Annotated in this window: 19 protein-coding genes; 14 read left to right on the forward strand and 5 right to left on the reverse strand. The window is 56.1% G+C overall.

The window, feature by feature from the left end:
- Position 1: 1 nt before the first annotated feature.
- The 4 genes from ypfJ to dapA form a co-directional block, all read right to left on the reverse strand.
- Positions 2-865 (reverse strand): KPN_02809 family neutral zinc metallopeptidase, encoded by an 864-nt coding sequence (ypfJ, locus tag GA0061071_RS02655; RefSeq protein ID WP_088238191.1) that lies wholly within the window; start codon positions 863-865, stop codon positions 2-4.
- Between the two features lie 133 nt (positions 866-998).
- Positions 999-1,712 carry a phosphoribosylaminoimidazolesuccinocarboxamide synthase gene (gene purC / locus GA0061071_RS02660; protein ID WP_088238192.1) on the reverse strand — a complete coding sequence of 238 codons (714 nt, stop codon included), beginning with the start codon at positions 1,710-1,712 and terminating at the stop codon, positions 999-1,001.
- Between the two features lie 109 nt (positions 1,713-1,821).
- Positions 1,822-2,856, reverse strand: a complete 1,035-nt coding sequence (bamC, locus tag GA0061071_RS02665; RefSeq protein WP_061493763.1) for an outer membrane protein assembly factor BamC — start codon at positions 2,854-2,856, stop codon at positions 1,822-1,824.
- Between the two features lie 16 nt (positions 2,857-2,872).
- Positions 2,873-3,751 carry a 4-hydroxy-tetrahydrodipicolinate synthase gene (gene dapA / locus GA0061071_RS02670; RefSeq protein ID WP_061493762.1) on the reverse strand — a complete coding sequence of 293 codons (879 nt, stop codon included), beginning with the start codon at positions 3,749-3,751 and terminating at the stop codon, positions 2,873-2,875.
- A gap of 145 nt (positions 3,752-3,896) precedes the next feature.
- Here dapA and GA0061071_RS02675 point away from each other — a divergent pair, with 145 nt between their 5' ends.
- From GA0061071_RS02675 to focA, 14 genes are all read left to right on the forward strand, one after another.
- Positions 3,897-4,469, forward strand: a complete 573-nt coding sequence (locus GA0061071_RS02675) for a glycine cleavage system transcriptional repressor (protein WP_209446702.1) — start codon at positions 3,897-3,899, stop codon at positions 4,467-4,469.
- Positions 4,469-4,939 (forward strand): thioredoxin-dependent thiol peroxidase, encoded by a 471-nt coding sequence (gene bcp, locus GA0061071_RS02680; protein ID WP_061493760.1) that lies wholly within the window; start codon positions 4,469-4,471, stop codon positions 4,937-4,939. The genes GA0061071_RS02675 and bcp overlap by 1 nt, the downstream gene beginning before the upstream one ends.
- Before the next feature lie 257 nt (positions 4,940-5,196).
- Entirely contained in the window at positions 5,197-5,817 is a 621-nt protein-coding gene (locus tag GA0061071_RS02685) for a 4Fe-4S dicluster domain-containing protein (protein WP_061493759.1), read from the forward strand.
- Positions 5,817-7,838 carry a hydrogenase 4 subunit B gene (hyfB, locus tag GA0061071_RS02690; protein WP_061493758.1) on the forward strand — a complete coding sequence of 674 codons (2,022 nt, stop codon included), beginning with the start codon at positions 5,817-5,819 and terminating at the stop codon, positions 7,836-7,838. Before GA0061071_RS02685 ends, hyfB begins: the two co-directional genes overlap by 1 nt.
- Positions 7,839-7,850: 12 nt before the next feature.
- A complete protein-coding gene (locus tag GA0061071_RS02695; protein WP_061493757.1) occupies positions 7,851-8,798 on the forward strand; it encodes a respiratory chain complex I subunit 1 family protein in 948 nt (315 codons plus the stop codon).
- A gap of 16 nt (positions 8,799-8,814) precedes the next feature.
- Entirely contained in the window at positions 8,815-10,254 is a 1,440-nt protein-coding gene (locus tag GA0061071_RS02700) for a hydrogenase 4 subunit D (RefSeq protein WP_088238193.1), read from the forward strand.
- Between the two features lie 11 nt (positions 10,255-10,265).
- On the forward strand, positions 10,266-10,916 hold the full coding sequence (gene hyfE, locus GA0061071_RS02705) for a hydrogenase 4 membrane subunit (protein ID WP_088238194.1): 651 nt from the start codon (positions 10,266-10,268) through the stop codon (positions 10,914-10,916).
- Between the two features lie 4 nt (positions 10,917-10,920).
- Positions 10,921-12,504, forward strand: a complete 1,584-nt coding sequence (gene hyfF, locus GA0061071_RS02710) for a hydrogenase 4 subunit F (RefSeq protein WP_088238195.1) — start codon at positions 10,921-10,923, stop codon at positions 12,502-12,504.
- A gap of 20 nt (positions 12,505-12,524) precedes the next feature.
- Entirely contained in the window at positions 12,525-14,234 is a 1,710-nt protein-coding gene (locus GA0061071_RS02715; RefSeq protein WP_088238245.1) for a hydrogenase large subunit, read from the forward strand.
- Between the two features lie 11 nt (positions 14,235-14,245).
- Positions 14,246-14,794, forward strand: a complete 549-nt coding sequence (gene hyfH, locus GA0061071_RS02720; protein ID WP_061493752.1) for a hydrogenase 4 subunit H — start codon at positions 14,246-14,248, stop codon at positions 14,792-14,794.
- Positions 14,791-15,567 (forward strand): NADH-quinone oxidoreductase subunit B family protein, encoded by a 777-nt coding sequence (locus tag GA0061071_RS02725; protein ID WP_061493751.1) that lies wholly within the window; start codon positions 14,791-14,793, stop codon positions 15,565-15,567. The genes hyfH and GA0061071_RS02725 overlap by 4 nt, the downstream gene beginning before the upstream one ends.
- Positions 15,560-15,973, forward strand: coding sequence for a formate hydrogenlyase maturation HycH family protein (locus GA0061071_RS02730; RefSeq protein WP_088238196.1), 414 nt, complete (start codon positions 15,560-15,562; stop codon positions 15,971-15,973). The genes GA0061071_RS02725 and GA0061071_RS02730 overlap by 8 nt, the downstream gene beginning before the upstream one ends.
- Before the next feature lie 131 nt (positions 15,974-16,104).
- On the forward strand, positions 16,105-18,042 hold the full coding sequence (locus tag GA0061071_RS02735) for a sigma 54-interacting transcriptional regulator (RefSeq protein ID WP_088238197.1): 1,938 nt from the start codon (positions 16,105-16,107) through the stop codon (positions 18,040-18,042).
- A gap of 109 nt (positions 18,043-18,151) precedes the next feature.
- Positions 18,152-19,009, forward strand: a complete 858-nt coding sequence (focA, locus tag GA0061071_RS02740) for a formate transporter FocA (protein ID WP_061493748.1) — start codon at positions 18,152-18,154, stop codon at positions 19,007-19,009.
- A 40-nt stretch (positions 19,010-19,049) separates the two neighbouring features.
- Here the strand turns inward: focA and GA0061071_RS02745 are convergent, their stop codons facing one another.
- Positions 19,050-20,111 (reverse strand): AI-2E family transporter, encoded by a 1,062-nt coding sequence (locus GA0061071_RS02745; RefSeq protein ID WP_061493747.1) that lies wholly within the window; start codon positions 20,109-20,111, stop codon positions 19,050-19,052.
- Positions 20,112-20,250: the final 139 nt, after the last annotated feature.

Raw genomic sequence — 20,250 nt, forward strand, 5'->3', positions numbered from 1 at the left:
ATTACAACTGCCCGCTAAACGTGTCGCACTGCGCCGGATCGCCGCTGTCCATACCGCGCTTGAACCAGCTATAGCGCTGTTCCGACGTACCGTGGGTGAAGCTGTCCGGGAAGACCTGCCCCTGGCTGCGCTGTTGTAAACGGTCGTCACCAATGGCCCGCGCGGCATTCAGCGCCTCTTCCAGATCGCCCGGCTCCAGCACTCCCTGCTGCTGCATGCTGTGCCCCCAGACGCCCGCATAGCAATCCGCCTGTAGCTCCAGCCGTACGGAAAGCGCATTAACCTGCGTCGGCGAGGCATTCTGCTGCAGGCGGCGAACTTTCTCTTCAGTACCCAGCAATTTCTGTACGTGATGCCCGACTTCATGGGCAATGACATAACCCTGCGCAAAATCGCCATCCGCGCCCAGTTTGGTTTTCATTTCGTCGTAAAAAGAGAGGTCGATATAGATCTTGCTGTCCGCCGGACAGTAGAACGGCCCCATAATGGCTTGCCCGGTACCGCACCCCGTATTGAAACGATTACGGTACAGCACCAGTTTAGGCTGCTGGTAGTGACGCCCCATTTTTTCAAACAGTTGTCCCCAGGTCTCTTCGGTGGTGGCAAATATCACGCTGGTAAAACGCGCGGATTCATCCTCCTGCGGGTTAATGTGTTGTTGCTGTGAGGGGGGATTGACAGGTTGGCCGGTTAACAGGCCGGTTAAGTCGACACCGTAATAACTGGCTACTATCACCAGAAACAGCAGAATGATCCCGCCTTTACCGCCAGGCAGGCGAAAACCCGGCCCCCGGATGAACGGACCGCCCGACTCATCGCGTCGGTCTTCTACATTGTTGCTTTCTCGACGCCCTTGCCAGCGCATAACAACCTCACTATTCCAATAATGGACTCAGTGTATATATGATCGTAGGCGCTTAGGGAAGGATTACCACAGGAAAAACGGTGCAGAAAACCAGAGGATACCATGACCCTCTGGTTATGACGCAGACAGGCAATCAGTCGAGTTTCACACCCAGGCGGTGCGCAACGGCTTCATATGCTTCGATCAGGCCACCGAGGCTCTGGCGGAAGCGATCTTTGTCCATTTTATCCAGCGTCTCTTTGTCCCACAGGCGGCTACCGTCCGGAGAGAACTCGTCGCCCAGCACCACTTCGCCTTTAAACAGACCGAATTCCAGTTTGAAGTCGACAAGGATCAGACCCGCGTCATCAAACAGTTTTTTCAGTACGTCGTTGGCTTTGTAAGTAAGCTCTTTCATGCGCGCCAGGTTTTCTTTATTCACCCAACCGAAAGTTTCGCAGTATGACTCGTTAATCATGGGATCATGCATGGCGTCATTTTTCAGGAACATATCGAACAATGGCGGATTCAGCTCGATGCCTTCCTCAATACCCAGACGTTTCACCAGCGAACCGGCGGCACGGTTACGGACAACACACTCAACCGGCACCATCTCCAGTTTTTTCACCAGGCATTCGGTATCGGAGAGCAGCGCTTCCATCTGGGTCGGGATACCCGCTTCTTGCAGTTTGCTCATAATGAAATGGTTGAACTTGTTGTTCACCATGCCCTTACGATCGAACTGTTCGATGCGCGCGCCATCCCCTGCTGACGTATCATTGCGGAATTCGAGCACCAACAGATCCGGGTTTTCCGTACTGTAAACGGTCTTCGCTTTGCCACGATACAACTCAGCTTGCTTTTGCATCTTTGTTACTCCAGGTGTGATGATATAAATCGAATTTGGCTATTTTACGCCGACGCACACGTTTGCGTCACCATAATAAAAAAGGCCGGATACGATCCGGCCTTCGGGATTAGTGGTTAAAGGCAGACTGGAATGCGGCTACCAGCGCATCATTCTGCGATTGCGTCAGGGTATGACCTTTCGGATCAATAAACTGGAGGCTGCTGCGGTTGTCTAAATCACCGACCTGCAGTTTATAATCACCGGAAACGAGGCCCGGATCGCGCGCACCAAGATCGCGCCAGCCGCTGTCAGACAGTGGCTTGTAGGTCACCGCCATGCTACCGGTAGAGCGCGTGCTGTCGGTCACTTTCATGCCCACTTTTTCCAGTACGCCAGGCAGACGCTGCCACACGACGTTAAACGGACCACGCACCACCAGCATTGGCAGACCGGTGTCGTCCGCCGCGCTCTGAACATCCAGCGAGGTTACGCTGCGTTTTTCTGCGGCATTTTGCGCATCGGTCGCGGTTTGATCCAGCCCGGCGGAGATCACGTTCAGCATTTCAGCGCTGTAGCGCTGCAGCGATGCGGCATCCGCTACCGGTTTGCCTGCTTGTTCCAGGTTCACCAGTTTCACCACCACCGCTTGCTGATACCCCTGCGGTTTTACCGAGATTTGATAACGACCACGGTACTGCTGATCTTCATCCAGACGGTTCCAGTCAACCCAGTCGGTTGTCAGGGTCTGCGACGCATCGTCACGTTTGGCAATGGCGTAGTTTTTCGCCTGAAGCACGCTTACCACCTGCGGCCACAGCGTGCTGTTACGGCCCTTTTCAACCATCAGCGTTGCAGTGTCGCCAGTAAACTGGGTGCGCGCACCGCTTACCAGCGCCAGCGGCTGAGCCGGCGGGCGAATATCTAACTGTTTGCCAACAGCGCCGCTGCCATTGGTTACAGGGACGTTGTAATCCCCGTTCTGCACCGGAAGGATCATCCCGGCCGGCGCATGAAGTTCAGCGAGCGGAGCAGCATCCAGATAGGACTCGTCACCGCTAACCTGACGCTTGTAACGTGAATCGGAACTACAGGCGGCGAGCAACATCACAAGTGAAACACCCGCTACCTTCGCCAGGCGCGACTTCTGTACTGAGTAAGCCATCAAATCTCCCTAAACTTTACAGCAAACCGGCATGCTTAAGCGCTGCGCGGACAACCTCACGACCGTGGTCGGTGATAGGCGTCATCGGCAGACGCAGCGTATCGGTTGCTACAAGTCCCAACTCCTTACATGCCCATTTGACCGGGATCGGATTGGGTTCGACAAATAGTTTGTTGTGTAACGGCATCAGACGCTGGTTGATCACGCGCGCTTCGGCATAATGCCCTTGAGCCGCCAGTTTGCACATATCGGCCATATCGCGCGCCGCTACGTTGCTGGTAACGGAAATCACACCGTGACCGCCAAGCTGCATAAAGTCCATCGCAGTGGCATCGTCGCCGCTCAGCAGGATAAAGTCATCTGAAACCAGCTCTTTGATCTGGTGAACGCGACTTAAGTTCCCTGTTGCTTCTTTAATACCGATAATATTTTTAATTTTCGCCAGACGACCCACGGTTTCCGGCAGCATATCGCAGCCGGTGCGCGACGGCACATTATACAGAATTTGCGGCAGGTCAGTATGTTCAGCGATGGCTTTAAAATGCTGGAACAGGCCTTCCTGGGTCGGGCGATTGTAATAAGGGGTAACGGTCAGGCAGCCCACTACGCCGCTGTCGTTAAAACGTTGCGTCAGGCTGATGGCCTCTGCGGTTGCATTTGCACCTGTTCCGGCAATAATCGGGATGCGCCCGTCAGCCAGCTCCAGGGTCAGCATAACCACATCGCCGTGTTCATCGTGGCTCAGCGTGGCGGATTCACCGGTAGTCCCTACCGAAACAATCGCCGAGGTTCCATTGGCGACATGATAATCAATCAGTTTTTTCAGGCTTGACCGGCAGACTTTACCTTGCGAATCCATCGGCGTGACAAGCGCGACAATACTTCCCGTGAACATGGGCCATCCTCTGTGCAAACAAGATTCTCAATGGTACGTGCGGTGCTGTAAGAAAAGCAAGAGACCTGAGGCTCTGTGGCGGTTGTATGCCGGTTTTTTTTATGCTTTCCTTATGATTACCTCATGTTTGACAGGAAGCACAGGTTTGACAGCCTCATCACAACATTTTTTGGTTATCACTGCGCTGGGGGCCGACAGGCCTGGCATTGTGAACACAATCACACGCCACGTCAGTAGCTGCGGCTGTAATATTGAAGACAGCCGTCTGGCCATGCTGGGGGAAGAGTTCACGTTCATTATGCTGCTTTCCGGGTCATGGAACGCCATTACGCTCATTGAATCGACGTTGCCGCTGAAAGGTGCTGAACTGGATTTGCTGATCGTCATGAAACGCACCGAAGCCCGCCCGCGCCCTGAAATGCCAGCCACCGTTTGGGTGCAGGTTGAAGTCCCTGATTCGCCGCATCTGATTGAGCGTTTTACCGCGCTTTTTGATGCACACGAGATGAATATCGCGGAGCTGGTTTCCCGCACACAGCCTGGCAATGACGCGGGCGCACCACAGCTGTTTATTCAGATAACAGCGCATAGTCCGGCGTCGCAAGACGCATCAAATATTGACCAGGCGTTCAAAGCACTATGTACAGAACTGAACGCACAAGGCAGTATAAACATCGTCAACTATTCACAGCATGATGAACAGGATGGAGTTAAGTAATGAATCCACTGAAAGCCGGTGATATTGCACCGAAATTTAGCTTGCCGGATCAAGACGGAGAACAAGTAAATTTGGCCGACTTCCAGGGACAGCGTGTTCTGGTCTATTTCTACCCGAAAGCCATGACACCAGGCTGTACTGTCCAGGCTTGCGGCCTGCGCGATAACATGGATGAGTTAAAGAAAGCGGGTGTGGAAGTGCTGGGTATCAGCACCGACAAGCCAGAAAAACTCTCCCGTTTCGCCGAAAAAGAGCTGCTCAACTTTACGCTGCTTTCTGATGAAGACCATCAGGTCTGCGAAGCATTTGGCGTCTGGGGTGAAAAGTCGTTTATGGGCAAAACCTATGACGGCATCCACCGTATCAGCTTCCTTATTGATGCTGACGGTAAAGTCGAGCATGTGTTTGATGATTTCAAAACCAGCAATCACCACGATATTGTGCTCGCCTGGCTGAAAGAAAACGCCTGATCGCCACACCTTCCTCTTAGGGCTGCCCGACCGGGTCGCCCTCCACCTTTACTGCAATATTTGAACTCCATCACATTTTGTTTTCCCCGCTCGTCACTCGTGTCGACAGGTTATTTTTCGTTCTGACCTGACCATCACTTTTGTTCGCCCTCACGCCGCAATTAAATACAACTAATTGAAATTTAATCAATTTTAATCCTGGCACATCTTATGCTTAAGCAGGCTCAACGTTTTAGCTTTTCTTTCAAGGAGCCGACATGAACCGCTTTGTGATTGCCAATCCCGAGTGGTGTATAGGATGCAATACCTGCCTTGCTGCGTGTTCGGATGTGCATAAAATTCAGGGGTTGCAGCAGCATCCCCGGTTGACGCTGGTGCGAACGGAAACCCAAACCGCACCGGTTCTCTGCCGCCACTGCGACGATGCCCCCTGCAAACAGGTGTGCCCGGTCAACGCCATTTCGTTTCAGGATGACGCTGTGTATCTCAATGAAACGCTGTGTATTGGCTGCAAATTGTGTGGGTTGGTGTGCCCCTTCGGCGCCATCACTCCGTCCGGCAGTCGTCCACTGAATATTCCCGCCCGCTACGAGCACCACATTCCTGAGGAGCAATTACGGGATGTCCCCGGCAGTGCGCAAACGGATCACCCCTTTTTACGCTGGAACGCAGGTGTGCAAACCATCGCTGTGAAATGCGATCTGTGCCACTTCCTGCCTGAGGGACCTTCCTGCGTGCGCGCCTGCCCAACAAACGCGCTGCATCTGGTGACCGACGTCTCCCTGCATAAACAGCTCAAAACACGCAGAGAGCTGGCCGCCCTCAGTTCGACAGATCTGACTTTTGCTTCCCTTCCCTCATCGTCGGAGCAACGCTAATGGATGCCCTGCAATTACTGATGTGGTCAATTGTGCTATACGTTGCCGGCGGGGTCGCCTCACTGTTGCTTGCCCGCCAACAAGCGCTGGCGATCAAGGTCGCGGGGATTTCCGCGATGATCGGCGGCGCGCTTGGCGTACTCAGCGCGCTGGCAGCGCTCAGCGTTGGAGAACCCTTAAGCTGGCAGGCCGCAGGTCCGTTCAGCTTTGCGCATTTCGTTGTCCGCATGGACAGCCTCAGCGCCTTTATGGTGCTGGTGATCTCCCTGCTGGTCACGTTCTGCGGACTCTACTCCCTCTCTTATGTGCGTGAGTATCTCGGCAAAGGACCTGGGGCGATGGGATTCTTTATGAACCTGTTTATCGCCTCAATGGTCGGGCTGGTGGTGATGGATAACGCCTTCTGGTTCATCGTGCTGTTTGAAATGATGTCCCTCGCGTCGTGGTTCCTGGTGATCACCGACCAGGATGAAGAGTCGATTCACGCCGGGCTGCTTTACTTCTTTATTGCCCATGCCGGTTCCGTGCTGATCATGATCGCCTTCTTCCTGATGTGGCGGCAGAGCGCCAGCCTGGATTTTGCCAGCTTCCGCACCTTATCGCTGACGCCCGGCACGGCATCGGCGGTCTTCCTGCTGGCCTTCTTTGGCTTCGGCGCAAAAGCGGGGATGTTGCCGTTACACAGTTGGTTACCGCGTGCACACCCGGCAGCGCCTTCGCATGCCTCGGCACTGATGTCCGGTGTGATGGTTAAAATCGGTATTTTCGGCATCATCAAAGTCGGCATCGATCTGCTTGGTCATAGCGGCATTCCGTTGTGGTGGGGCGTACTGGTGCTGGCGTTTGGCGCGGTCTCTTCGGTGCTGGGCGTGCTGTACGCCCTGGCGGAACACGATATCAAACGCCTGCTGGCGTGGCACACCGTTGAGAACATCGGCATTATCCTGATGGGCGTGGGTGTCGGTATGGCGGGCATTGCGCTGCACCAGCCGGTGATCGCCGCCGTCGGCTTATTGGGCGCTCTGTTTCACCTGCTTAACCACGCGCTGTTCAAAGGACTGCTGTTTCTCGGTTCCGGGGCCATTATCTATCGTCTGCATACACGCGATATGGAGAAAATGGGCGCGCTGGCCAAACGCATGCCGTGGACAGCAGGCGCATTTCTGGTGGGGTGTCTCGCCATTTCCGCCATGCCGCCGCTCAACGGGTTTATCAGCGAGTGGTACACCTATCAGTCTCTGTTTTCACTGACCCGCATTGACGCCATCATTCCACGCCTTGCCGGCCCGATTGCCATCGTGATGCTGGCGATCACCGGGGCGCTGGCAGCAATGTGCTTTGTCAAAGTGTACGGTGTCAGTTTTTGCGGCAATCCCCGTAGCGAAAAAGCCGATCAGGCGCGGGAAGTGCCCTGGCCGATGGTCGTCGCTATGTGTGCGCTGGCGCTGCTGTGCGTATTGACCGGCGTCGGCGCAAGCGTTGTTGCGCCGCATCTGATGCAGATTGTCCTTACGTTAACCCCTCCCGCCACGCTGGCGGTGGCCCAGGGCGCAACGCTCATTCCCGGCGATGTGCAGCAAGCCATGCTCACACCATCGACGGTGTTCCTGTTGTTGTTAGTACTGCCACTGCTGCCCGCCGTATTGTGGTATGTCAATCGCCAGACGCGCGGGGCATATCGCCGCAGTGGTGATGCCTGGGCTTGCGGTTACGCGTGGGAAAAAGGCATGGCCCCGTCGGCAGGCAGTTTCACCCAACCATTACGGGTGATGTTCGGCCCGCTCTATCGCCTGCGCCAACAGCTCGATCCGGCGCAACCGCTCCAGCGAAGCCTTGGCGGCATTACCCAGGCGGCAACCCGCACGGAACCGTTCTGGGACGAGAAAATTATCCGCCCGTTGGTGCGTATCACCCGGCGTATTGCACAGGTTGTACAGCATCTGCAAAGCGGAGATTTCCGGCTCTACTGCCTGTATATGATCGCCGCGCTGGTGGCCCTGTTGCTGACGATTGCGCTGTAAGGAGAAAAGACAATGTTAGAACAGACGTCTGCATGGTCGATGGGGGTCTTCGCCCTTTGTCAGGCAATTCTGCTGCTGGCGCTGACCCCGCTATTTACCGGTATTTCCCGCCAGATCCGCGCACGCATGCACTCCCGCCGCGGGCCGGGCATCTTGCAGGATTACCGCGACTTACAAAAACTGCTGAAGCGCCAGGCGGTCGCACCAGCCTCATCCGGGCTGATGTTTCGCGCCATGCCGTGGGTGCTGCTCAGCAGCATGTTGCTGGTGGCGATGACCCTGCCGCTGTTTATTCGCACCTCGCCTTTCGCCGGGGCGGGCGATTTGATCACCTTAATTTACCTCTTCGCCCTGTTCCGTTTCTTCTTTGCGCTCTCCGGGCTGGATACCGGCAGCCCCTTCTCCGGGCTTGGCGCCAGCCGCGAACTGACGTTGGGCATTCTGGTTGAACCGATGTTGATCCTCTCGTTACTGGTGCTGGCCCTGCTGGCCGGTTCCACCAACATCAGCACTATCAGCACGACGCTGGCGGCGGGCTGGATCTCCCCGGTAGCGACGTTGCTGGCATTGCTGGCTTGTGGGTTCGCCTGTTTTATCGAGATGGGCAAGATCCCCTTCGATGTGGCGGAAGCCGAACAAGAGTTGCAGGAAGGGCCGCTCACCGAATACTCCGGTGCTGGCCTGGCGCTGGTGAAATGGGGCGTGGGCCTGAAACAAGTGGTGATGGCCTCCCTGTTCCTCGCGCTGTTTTTCCCTTTTGGTAATGCCGTCACCCTGAGCATCGGCGCAATGGTGCTGTCGCTGGTCATCACGCTGCTCAAACTGCTGGTGGTGTTCACGCTGGCGTCGCTGGTGGAAAACGCGCTGGCGCGCGGTCGCTTTTTGCTGACGCATCACCTGACCTGGCTCGGCTTCAGTCTGGCTGCGCTGTCATACGTTCTCTGGCTAACCGGTTTGTAAGGAGCACTGGAACATTATGGAAACTCTCGCTCTGACGACGCTGCTGTTGCCCTTTGTTGGCGCGCTGGTCGTCTCTCTGGCGCCCCGGCAAACCGCTCCGCGACTGGCGACCCTGTTTGCGCTGCTGGCGACCGTTGCAACGCTTTCGCTGGCGCTGAATTTCTACACTGCGGGCAGCGAAACCGTCGACATCCCACTACTGGCGGCAGGACGGGTGGCGCTGTTCGGTTTGCTGGTTGACCGCATCAGCACGTTGATTCTGTTTGTAGTGGTATTTCTCGGCCTGCTGGTAGCGCTCTACTCCACCGGTTACCTGACCCGCGGCAACCGCGAGCATCCGCATGACGGCAGCAACCGTTACTACGCGTTTTTACTGATTTTTATCGGTGCGATGTCCGGTCTGGTGCTCTCCTCCACGCTGCTGGGGCAATTGCTGTTTTTCGAAATCACCGGCGGATGTTCCTGGGCGCTGATCAGCTACTACCAGAGTGAAAAAGCCCAGCGCTCAGCGATGAAAGCGCTGCTTATCACCCACGTCGGGTCACTGGGTTTGTATCTGGCGGCCGCCACGCTGTTTCTCAATACCGGCACCTTTGCACTGAGCGCCATCAGCCAGTTACAGGGCCCAGCTGCGTATCTGGTGTATGGCGGCATCCTCTTTGCCGCATGGGGTAAATCAGCCCAGTTGCCGTTGCAGGCCTGGCTGCCGGACGCCATGGAAGCGCCAACCCCGGTCAGTGCGTACTTACATGCCGCGTCAATGGTGAAGGTCGGCGTCTATATTTTTGCCCGCGCCATCGCTGAGGGCGGTGAAATTCCTCATGTTATAAGTTGGGTTGGCGTGGGAATGGCGACCCTGACGCTGGTGTACGGCTTTTTAATGTACCTGCCGCAAAAAGACATGAAGCGCTTACTGGCATGGTCGACCATCTCGCAGCTGGCGTGGATGTTCCTTGCCTTCTCGCTTTCTACCTTCGGTTCGAAGATGGCGTTCAACGCGGGGATTGTTTACATCTTCAACCATGCGTTCGCTAAAAGCCTGTTCTTCCTCGTTGCCGGCGCGCTCAGCTACAGCTGTGGCACCCGTCTGCTGCCACGTTTGCGCGGCGTGATGCACACACTGCCGCTGGCAGGCATCGGCTTTTGCGTGGCCGCCCTGGCGATCACCGGCGTTCCGCCTTTCAACGGTTTCTTCAGTAAGTTTCCGCTCTTTGCCGCCGGGTTCTCCCTTTCCAGCCAGTACCCGATTCTGCTGCCGGTGATGATACTGGCGCTGGTGGAATCGGTCGCCAGCTTCGGCTGGTTTATTTACTGGTTCGGGCGTGTGGTACCGGGTGAACCCAGCGAAGAGGTGGCGCAGGCCGCGCCACTGCCCTACGCCATGCAGCTGGTGCTGGTGGTTCTGATTGTGATGTCGCTGTGCTCAAGCGTGATTGCTTCGGCGTGGCTTGGATAAGGGAGTCGATGATGACCGGAACATTGATAGTCAACAATCTGGCGGGGTTGATGATGTTTACCTCGCTGCTGGTCACCTGCGCCAGACGCTATTCCGTCTCCTGCTGGTTGTATGCCCTGCAATCGCTGGTGCTGGTGTCCCTCTTTTTTACCCTCTCGCAGTTACTCCATGCAGAGCAGTTGCTGATGTGGTCGTTTAGCGCCTTTTTCACCAAGGTGCTGCTGGTGCCGCTGATCATGGGTTATGCGTTTCGCAAAATGGCGCCTGATGGCGAAGGCGGCAGACTGTTCGGCCCGGCCGCGTTGGTGCTGATGGCCGCTGCCATCGTACTGCTGTGCTGGTTTGTGGTGCGCCCGGTGCAGTTGCCGATAGTCGCGCAACTGAAACCGGCGCTGGCGGTTGCCCTTGGTCATTTTCTACTGGGGTTACTGTGCATCATTAGCCAGCGCAACATCCTGCGTCAGGTGTTTGGCTACTGCCTGATGGAAAACGGCTCGCATCTGGTGCTGGCACTGCTGGCCTGGCGTGCACCGGAGCTGGTAGAGATTGGCATCGCCACAGATGCCATTTTTGCCGTGATCGTGATGGCGTTGCTGGCGCGCAAAATCTGGCGTACCCACGGCACGCTGGATGTTAACAATCTCACCGCGCTGAAGGGGTAACGCCATGAGTCATGCCTTGATGTTCACGCTGTTGCTGCTGACGCCGCTGGTGGTCTCCGTGCTCTGTTTCACCTGTCGCCTGAGCGGCGCAGCAGCCCGTAATCTGGTGACCACTGTCCACACGTTTGGGATCACTATCCTATTGTTTATTGCCCTGTGGACGGTGGCGGAGGCGGTAGGCGAAGGTGAAATTTTCGCGGCACATCGCTGGCTGCACATTGACAGCCTCAGCGGGTTATTCCTGTCATTGCTGGGCATTATCGGTTTTCTTACCGGTCTCTACTCCATAGGTTATATGCGCCATGAGGTGGATCACGGCGAAATCACCGTTCCCACGCTGTGCAACTATTACGGCTTCTTTCACCTGTTTTTGTTCACCATGTTGCTGGTGGTCACCAGCAATAACCTGATTGTGATGTGGGCGGCCATTGAAGCCACTACCCTCAGTTCGGCGTTTCTGGTGGGAATTTACGGTCAGCGTTCGTCGCTGGAAGCCGCATGGAAATACATCATTATCTGTACCGTTGGCGTTGCGTTTGGCCTGTTCGGCACGGTGCTGGTTTATGCCAATGCAGCCAGTTTTATGGCACAGCCGGATCATGCGATTTTCTGGACCGAAGTGCTGAAAGAGAGCAGCAGACTGGATCCGACGTTAATGGTGCTGGCTTTCGTCTTTGTGCTGATAGGCTTCGGCACCAAAACCGGCCTGTTCCCGATGCATGCCTGGCTGCCGGATGCGCACAGTGAAGCCCCCAGTCCGGTCAGCGCCCTGCTGTCGGCGGTGTTGCTGAACTGCGCGCTGCTGGTATTGATCCGTTATTACATCATCATCTGCCATGCGATTGGCGACACCTTCCCGAACAGGTTGCTGCTGATATTTGGCATGCTGTCGGTAGCGGTGGCGGCATTCTTTATCCTCGTGCAACAGGATATGAAACGCCTGCTGGCCTACTCCAGCGTCGAGAACATGGGGTTGGTGGCGGTGGCGCTGGGTATTGGCGGACCGCTCGGTATTCTGGCGGCGTTGCTGCATACGCTGAACCACAGTCTGGCCAAAACATTGCTGTTCTGCGGTTCAGGCAACGTGCTGTTGAAATACGGCACCCGCAACCTGGATGTGGTGTGCGGCATGCTAAAAGTGATGCCGTTTACGGCGGTACTGCTTGGCGGCGGCGCACTGGCGCTGGGCGGTATGCCCCCCTTTAACATCTTTCTTAGCGAGTTTATGACCGTCACCGCAGGCCTGGCGGCGGAGCACCTGGTCGTCACTATCGTGCTGTTGCTGTTGCTTACGCTGGTGCTCGGTGGGCTGGTGCGCATGGTCGCCAAAGCGCTGTTCGCGACGCCGCCGCAGCAAGTCGCCACCGGTGAACTCGGCTGGCTGACCACCCTGCCAATGGCGATTTTACTGGTGATGATGCTGGTGATGGGAACGCATATTCCGCAGCCAGTCAGCCGCTTACTGGCCAACGCGTCCAGCCTTGTTCTGTCCGGCAACGATCAACCATCCACCCCATTTAGCTGGCTGTGGGCCTCGTTTGAGACCACCGCCGCGCCCGTAACGTCACCGCGTGTTCAGGGAGAGTGAAAGTGAGTTATTTAGCCAGTGTGAATCTGCAACAACCCCGCGGCACAGCCTGTCTTGCTGCATTAAAACAACAGTTCCCCGGCGCGGTGCTGGATGAAGAGCGTCAGACCTTTGAACAGGTCACCATTACGGTGAAACTCAATCTGTTGCCGGATATTGTGCACTATCTTTACTACCAGCATGACGGCTGGCTTCCGGTGCTGTTTGGTAATGATGAACGGACCCTGAACGGCCACTACGCGGTCTATTACGCCCTGTCGATGGAAGGGGCGGAAAAGTGCTGGATCGTCGTCAAAGCGCTGGTGGACGCGCAAACCCGTGAGTTCCCGTCGGTGACGCCACGCGTACCGGCGGCGGTATGGGGCGAGCGCGAAATCCGCGATATGTATGGTCTGATCCCGGTGGGTCTGCCGGATCAACGCAGGCTGGTGCTGCCAGATGACTGGCCGGATGATTTGCATCCGCTGCGCAAAGACACCATGGATTACCGCCTGCGTCCGGAACCCACCAGCGAGACGGAAAACTACTCGTTTGTTAACGATGGCGGCAGCTCGGCGCGCATTGTCCCCATTGGGCCGCTGCACATTACCTCTGATGAACCCGGTCACTTTCGTCTGTTCGTTGACGGGGAACGGATTGTCGATGCCGACTACCGTCTGTTCTATGTGCACCGCGGTATGGAAAAACTGGCGGAAACCCGGATGGGCTATAACGAGGTCACGTTCCTCTCGGACAGGGTGTGCGGGATTTGCGGGTTTGCCCACAGCGTGGCCTATACCACTTCGGTGGAAAATGCCCTCGGCATCGTTGTGCCACAACGTGCGCACACCATCCGCTCAGTGCTACTGGAAGTGGAGCGCCTGCACAGCCATCTGCTGAATATCGGCCTTTCCAGCCACTTTGTCGGCTTCGATACCGGGTTTATGCAGTTTTTCCGCATCCGTGAAAAATCAATGACCATGGCGGAGTTGCTGACCGGCTCGCGTAAAACCTACGGTCTTAACCTGATTGGCGGCATCCGTCGTGACATCCTGAAAGAGCAGCGCGTGAAGACCATTCAATTGGTGAAAGAGATGCGCGCGGAAGTCTCACAACTGGTGGATATGCTGCTCTCCACGCCCAACATGGCGCAGCGCACCCAGGGCGTTGGCGTGCTTGATCGTCAGGTCGCGCGGGATTACAGCCCGGTCGGCCCGCTGATCCGCGGCAGCGGTTTCGCCCGCGATTTACGCTTCGATCATCCCTATGCCGATTACGGTAGCCTGCCCAAAACCCTCTTCACCTGGCCGGATGGCGACGTGTTCTCCCGCGTGATGGTGCGGGTAAAAGAGGTGTTCGACTCGCTTTCGATGATCGAGTTTGCCCTCGATAACCTGCCTGATACCCCGTTGCTCACAGAAGGCTTCAGCTATCAGCCGCATAAGTTCGCCCTCGGCTATGTTGAAGCGCCGCGTGGCGAAGATGTGCACTGGAGCATGCTGGGTGATAACCAGAAGCTGTATCGCTGGCGTTGCCGTGCGGCGACCTACGCTAACTGGCCGGTGCTGCGCTATATGCTGCGCGGCAATACCGTTTCCGATGCGCCATTGATTATCGGCAGTCTCGATCCCTGTTACTCCTGTACCGACCGGGTCACGCTGGTCGACGTGCGCAAACGTAAATCGACCACAGTGCCCTATAAAGAGATCGAACGTTACGGCATTGAACGTCGCCATTCGCCGCTGAAGTAAGGAAAGAAACGATGCTGAAATTGTTGAAAACCATCCTCAGGGCGGGTGAAGTCACGGTGAAATACCCGTTCGCGCCGCTGGAGGTTTGCCCGGGATTTCGCGGTAAACCGGAGCTGGATCCCCAGCAGTGCATCGCCTGTGGGGCCTGCACGACCGCCTGCCCGGCGAATGCGCTAACCATGGAAACCCTCGCCGACGAGAACAGTCGCACCTGGCAACTGTTTATTGGCCGCTGTATTTATTGCGGACGCTGCGAAGAGGTGTGCCCGACACGCGCTATCCACCTCTCTGAAGAGTTTGAACTGGCAGTGACCAACAAAGCGGATTTGTACGTGCGGGCCACTTTTCGCTTGCAGCACTGTAGCAGGTGCGGTGTGCCTTTCGCGCCGGAGAAATCCGTTGCGCTGGCGGTGGAGTTGCTGACCCTCAATCAGAATGCCCCTGAACTTGCCGACACACTCCGCGCTCAGGCCTCTATTTGCCCGGCGTGCAGACGTCGCGACGCACTGGAGCACCGCGGCAGTGTCAATGTTCATTACTATCTTGAGGAGCAAGCATGAGTTCCGATCTCAAGGTGCTGACCCAGCATGTCAGCCAACCGGTTCAGCTTGATGAATCGGCGCAGAAAATCAAACAATTGCTACTGCGCGACATCCAGCGCTCCGCCTATGTTTACCGCGTTGACTGCGGTGGCTGTAACGGCTGTGAAATCGAAATCTTCGCCGCTATCACCCCGCTGTTTGATGCGGAGCGTTTTGGTATCAAGGTGGTGGCGTCACCGCGCCATGCCGACATTTTGCTGTTTACCGGCGCAGTCACGCGCGCCATGCGTATGCCAGCCCTGCGCGCCTGGGAGGCGGCTCCGGATCATAAAATCGCCATCTCTTATGGCGCATGCGGCGTGGGCGGCGGGATTTTTCACGATCTTTACTGCGTGTGGGGCGGCAGCGACACCATCGTGCCGATTGACGTGTGGATCCCTGGCTGCCCGCCCACCCCGGCGGCGACCATTCATGGTTTTGCGGTTGCATTGGGTTTACTGGAGCAAAAACTGCACGCGGTTGACCACCAGCAAGCAGTCAACGAAGTCGCCAGCGTACGCTGGCCCTCCCTGCCGCTGGCGCTGCGCGTGACTATGGAGAGAGAAGCGCGGCAACTGGCGGGATACCGTCAGGGGCGTGAAATCGCCGATCGCCTGTTTACACTGTTGAGCAATGGCGATCCGAACCAGAGCACAGCACGCGTTAACGCCTGGCTTCAGCAGGCTGACGATCCGCGACTGACGGCGATTGTGCAGCAACTGATGCAGGTACTGGAGCGCAGCCATGTCTGACAATCCGGCAAAAGTGATGTTCTGGGCACTGCGGCAAAAGTTTGTCGATGACAGCGTGGAGCTGGAAGAGAAGAGTCGCCAGGTCATGTATTACTCGCTGGCGATTGGCCATCACGTCGGGGTGATTGATTGCCTGAACGTTGTGCTGGAGTGTTCGCTCACCGACTACCAGCAATGGCTGACGCTGCTGGAAGAAGGAACCGCGCGGCGCAAAATGCAGGGGCTGCTGACCTTTGGCGAAATCATCATAGATGCCAGCCACATTGACACACTGGCGCCCGCGTTTGCTGCACTGTCGAAAACCGCCCCCGAGCCGTGGCGGGGATGGAGCCTGCAAATAGTGCAACATTTGCAGGATATGGCCCATGAACCGGCACTCTATCTGATGGTGCGGGTGCTCAATTAGGGGTATTCAGGCAATTAATGCCAGGACGATGACTTATACGTGAAGCTTGTAACACTACGAAAATAGGGGATATTGTACTATCCATACTCACTTTGAGGGATAGCGGGTAAATCTGGAAGGGCGACGTATCCATGATCTTACAAGATAATTTGCAGGCTTCACTACTTCGGGCATTTATCCCGCTGCCGCCCCCCTTCAGCCCCATCCAGTACATCGAATTATGTCTCAATAACACGCGCTTCTGGCGCTGCTTCGATGATGGCAGCGTCGAGTGCAGCGATCATGCCTACAACGGAAAAATCAGCGACAGTTCAGTGCATATCGCCCTGCTTAATGAGGGCGAGGTTGTGGAGCTGCGTTTTGTGCGCACCGACAATGGCGTATTTAATGACGCCGACAACGCCATGTTCGCATGGCTGGCGCGGCTGGCGACTCAGGCGCTGGAAGAGCAGTGCTCGCGAGCGCAACTGAGCCAGTCGGTGGCACAGCTCCAGGAAGAGCGCGATCACGACCGGGTGTTGGTGGATATCACCAACTCGGTGTTGTCGCACCTTGATCTTGATGAACTGGTTGCTGATGTTTCCCGGGAGATCCATCGTTTTTTCGGTATTGATAATGTCCGTATCGTCCTGCGCGACACCCTGCACGCACGCCAGTTGATTTGCCATGCCACCCACTTTCCCACCTGCCCGCCGGGTACCGAACAGTACCCGCTGCGTAATGAAAGCCCGTTGCTACTGGCGGCGCTAAACGACCATCGCAGCGCTTTACTGCGCCGGGAGCAGGATGAAGCGCTCTGGCAAAACGATCCGGTATTACAGCAACTGGCGGTTCAGGAACTGGACGCTGCGCTGATTTTACCGCTGGCGTTCAGCCATAAATCCACTGGCGTCCTGCTGCTGTCGCATCGGGATAACAGCGTTTTTAATGAGCAAAACTGTCGATTGCTGCAACAGATCGCCGACAGAATTGGCATCGCCGTCGATAATGCCGACGCGTATCGCCAGGTCACGCATCTGAAAGAGAACCTGAACAGTGAAAACCGTAAGCTGAACGAGCAAATCTTCTCCAGCCAGAGCTTCGGCGACATCATTTACCAGAGCGATGCAATGCGCGACGTGCTCCAGCAGGTCAACATTGTGGCGCTGAGCGACAGCACCGTATTGATCCTCGGCGAGACAGGAACAGGCAAAGAGATCATCGCCCGCGCCCTACATAAGATGAGCCCACGCAAAGACAAACCGCTGGTGAAAATAAACTGCGCCGCCATTCCCGCCAGCCTGCTGGAAAGCGAGCTGTTTGGTCACGACAAAGGGGCGTTTACCGGCGCGATAAATGCCCACCGCGGGCGTTTTGAAATGGCCGATGAAGGGACGCTGTTTCTGGATGAAATTGGCGATATGCCCCTCGAACTGCAACCGAAGCTGCTGCGTGTATTACAGGAGCGGGAGATCGAACGCATTGGCGGCACCCGCACCATCCCGGTCAACGTACGGGTGATAGCCGCCACCAACCGCGACCTGCGCCAGATGGTAATTGACCGGGAATTTCGCAACGATCTCTTCTACCGCCTGAACGTGTTCCCGCTGGTGCTGCCCCCCTTGCGTGAGCGACCGGACGACATCCCTCTACTGGCACGCTACTTCACACAAAAACTGGCGCGCCGCTTAAACCGCACTATCGACACCATTCCTCCGGACACGATGCGCCAGTTGATGCGCTATGAGTGGCCCGGCAACGTGCGCGAACTGGAAAATGTGATTGAACGCGCTGTACTGCTGGCGCGCGACAATACCCTGAGTCTGCATTTGCATGCTCAACCGGTAAGCATGGTACAGCCCGTGGCACACGATCCCTTCCCGTTTACCCTGCCAAAAGTGGCGGAGATGATGCATCCGGAGCCGCCGGAAAATGACGAAGAAGAACGCCAGCGGATCATCCAGGTGCTGCGAGAAACCAATGGTATTGTCGCCGGGCCGCGCGGTGCCGCCTCGAAGCTCGGAATGAAACGCACTACCCTGTTATCCCGCATGCAGCGCCTCGGTATTGCCGTGCGCGAAGTGCTGTAACCCTTCCTCCGTTATGTGAAGTCGTTAACGATCTCCCGATTACCGCTGGTATGCGCTATGCATATGACCGCGGGTATCTCACTTATGTGCATTGAATCAGGAGAATCAAATGGATACCGGCAACGCGTTTGACCTGCGACTTCCTGCGGAAATGGCAAAAGTCGCCGAACAATCTGGTCTGTATAAAGTCACTAAAAAGAAAGAGCTGTCGTTTTTTCTCGCGGTCACGGCAGGGGTATTTATCTCGATTGCGTTTGTGTTCTATATCACCGTCACCAGCGGGCCGGCCCCCGCCAGCGCGCTGGCAAAACTGGCGGGCGGACTCTGTTTTTCCCTTGGGTTAATACTGGTGGTGGTCTGTGGCGCCGACCTGTTTACTTCCACTGTGCTGACGGTAATGGCAAAAGCCAGTGGGCTGGTGAGCTGGCGGCAACTGATCGTCAACTGGATCATCGTCTATTTTGGCAACCTGACAGGCGCGCTGTTTTTTGTTGCGCTGATTTGGTTTGCCGGTCAAACCATGAACGGCAACGGGCTATGGGGATTGAATGTGCTGCAAACTGCCGATCATAAAATGCACCACACGTTTATTGAGGCAGTCTGTCTGGGGACGCTGTGCAATTTGATGGTCTGCCTGGCAGTATGGATGAGTTACTCCGGCCATACGCTCACGGATAAAGTGATGGCGATGCTGTTGCCGATCGGCATGTTTGTCGCCAGCGGCTTTGAACACAGTATCGCCAATATGTTTCTGATCCCACTGGCGATCATCATTCGCGATTTTGCGCCAGAGGGCTTCTGGAGCGCCGTACATACCTCGCCGGATAATTTCCCGGCGCTGACCGTCGGCAACTTTATTACCGCCAATCTAATTCCGGTGACGATTGGGAATATTATCGGTGGAGGGCTGTTGGTGGGCATCACCTACTGGATTATCTATCTGCGCAACCAGAACGCTGCACATTAATTCGACTTCCGGGCGGCGCTGCGTGCACCGCCCGGCATCTTTACTCTTCGATAGCCGGTGAGTCCGGCCAGGCGTGGATCACCGCTTTGATCAGCGTGGCGAGAGGAATGGCGAAGAAAACGCCCCAGAATCCCCACAGCCCGCCGAAAATGATCACCGACAGGATGATCACCAACGGGTGCAGGTTGACCGCTTCAGAAAACAGCACCGGCACCAGCAGGTTGCCATCCAGTGCCTGGATAATTAAATAGACCGCGAAACAGCTCCAGAACTCGGTACCCAGGCCAAACTGGAACAGCGCCACGCCAATGACCGGAATGGTCACCACAAACGCACCGATGTAAGGGATCAGTACCGAGAACCCCACCAGCACCGCCAGCAACAAGGAGTAGTTGAGACCAAACAGAATAAAGCCAATCCACGTGGCGACACCGACCACCACCATCTCCAGCGCTTTACCGCGGATATAGTTGGTGATCTGCTGGTTCATCTCCTTCCATACCTGCCCCGCCAACCCGCGATTGCGCGGCAGTATACGGCGCACAGCATTAAGAAGCTGCTCTTTATCCTTAACAAGGAAGAAGACCATCAACGGCACCAGTACCAGGTAAACCGCCAGCGTTAACAGTCCGACCAGCGAGGCAAGGGAGTATTTGACCACGGAGTCGCCCATCGTCAACATACGTGAACGCATATTCTCCGCCATCGCATCGATAATGCCGGCATCCATCAACGCCGGGTAACGACGCGGCAGAGTCGCGGCAAAATCAGAGAGTTTGTTCAACATGCCGGGCATATCACGGATCAGATTGATGCCCTGCTGCCAGGCTACGGGCATGACCACAAACGCCATCACCAGCAGAATGCCGACAAACATCATCAATACCAGCGTGGCAGCAAAGCTGCGCGAACAGCCGATGCGTTGCAGACGCGCGGTGGGCCACTCCAGCAGATAGGCGATGACCAGCGCCACCAACAGGGGCGCAAGCAGGCCGCTAAAAAAGAAGAGGATACAGAAACCCGCAAGGAGAATGACCAGCAGTGCAATTGCCTCCGGATCGCTAAAACGGCGGCGATACCACTGCATCAACATTTCGAGCATAACGTTTTTTCTTGAGCCTCGTTGGCGGGAGTTAAGGAGTGGAATTGTATCGAAATGTCACAAAAAAGACTTCGCTTTTCGTATCCTTTCGGGGAAACATAACATTCTGCTGAATGGGATTTTCTTCACCTGCCAACGC

Source organism: Kosakonia oryzendophytica (genome assembly GCF_900094925.1).
GTDB lineage: Bacteria > Pseudomonadota > Gammaproteobacteria > Enterobacterales > Enterobacteriaceae > Kosakonia > Kosakonia oryzendophytica.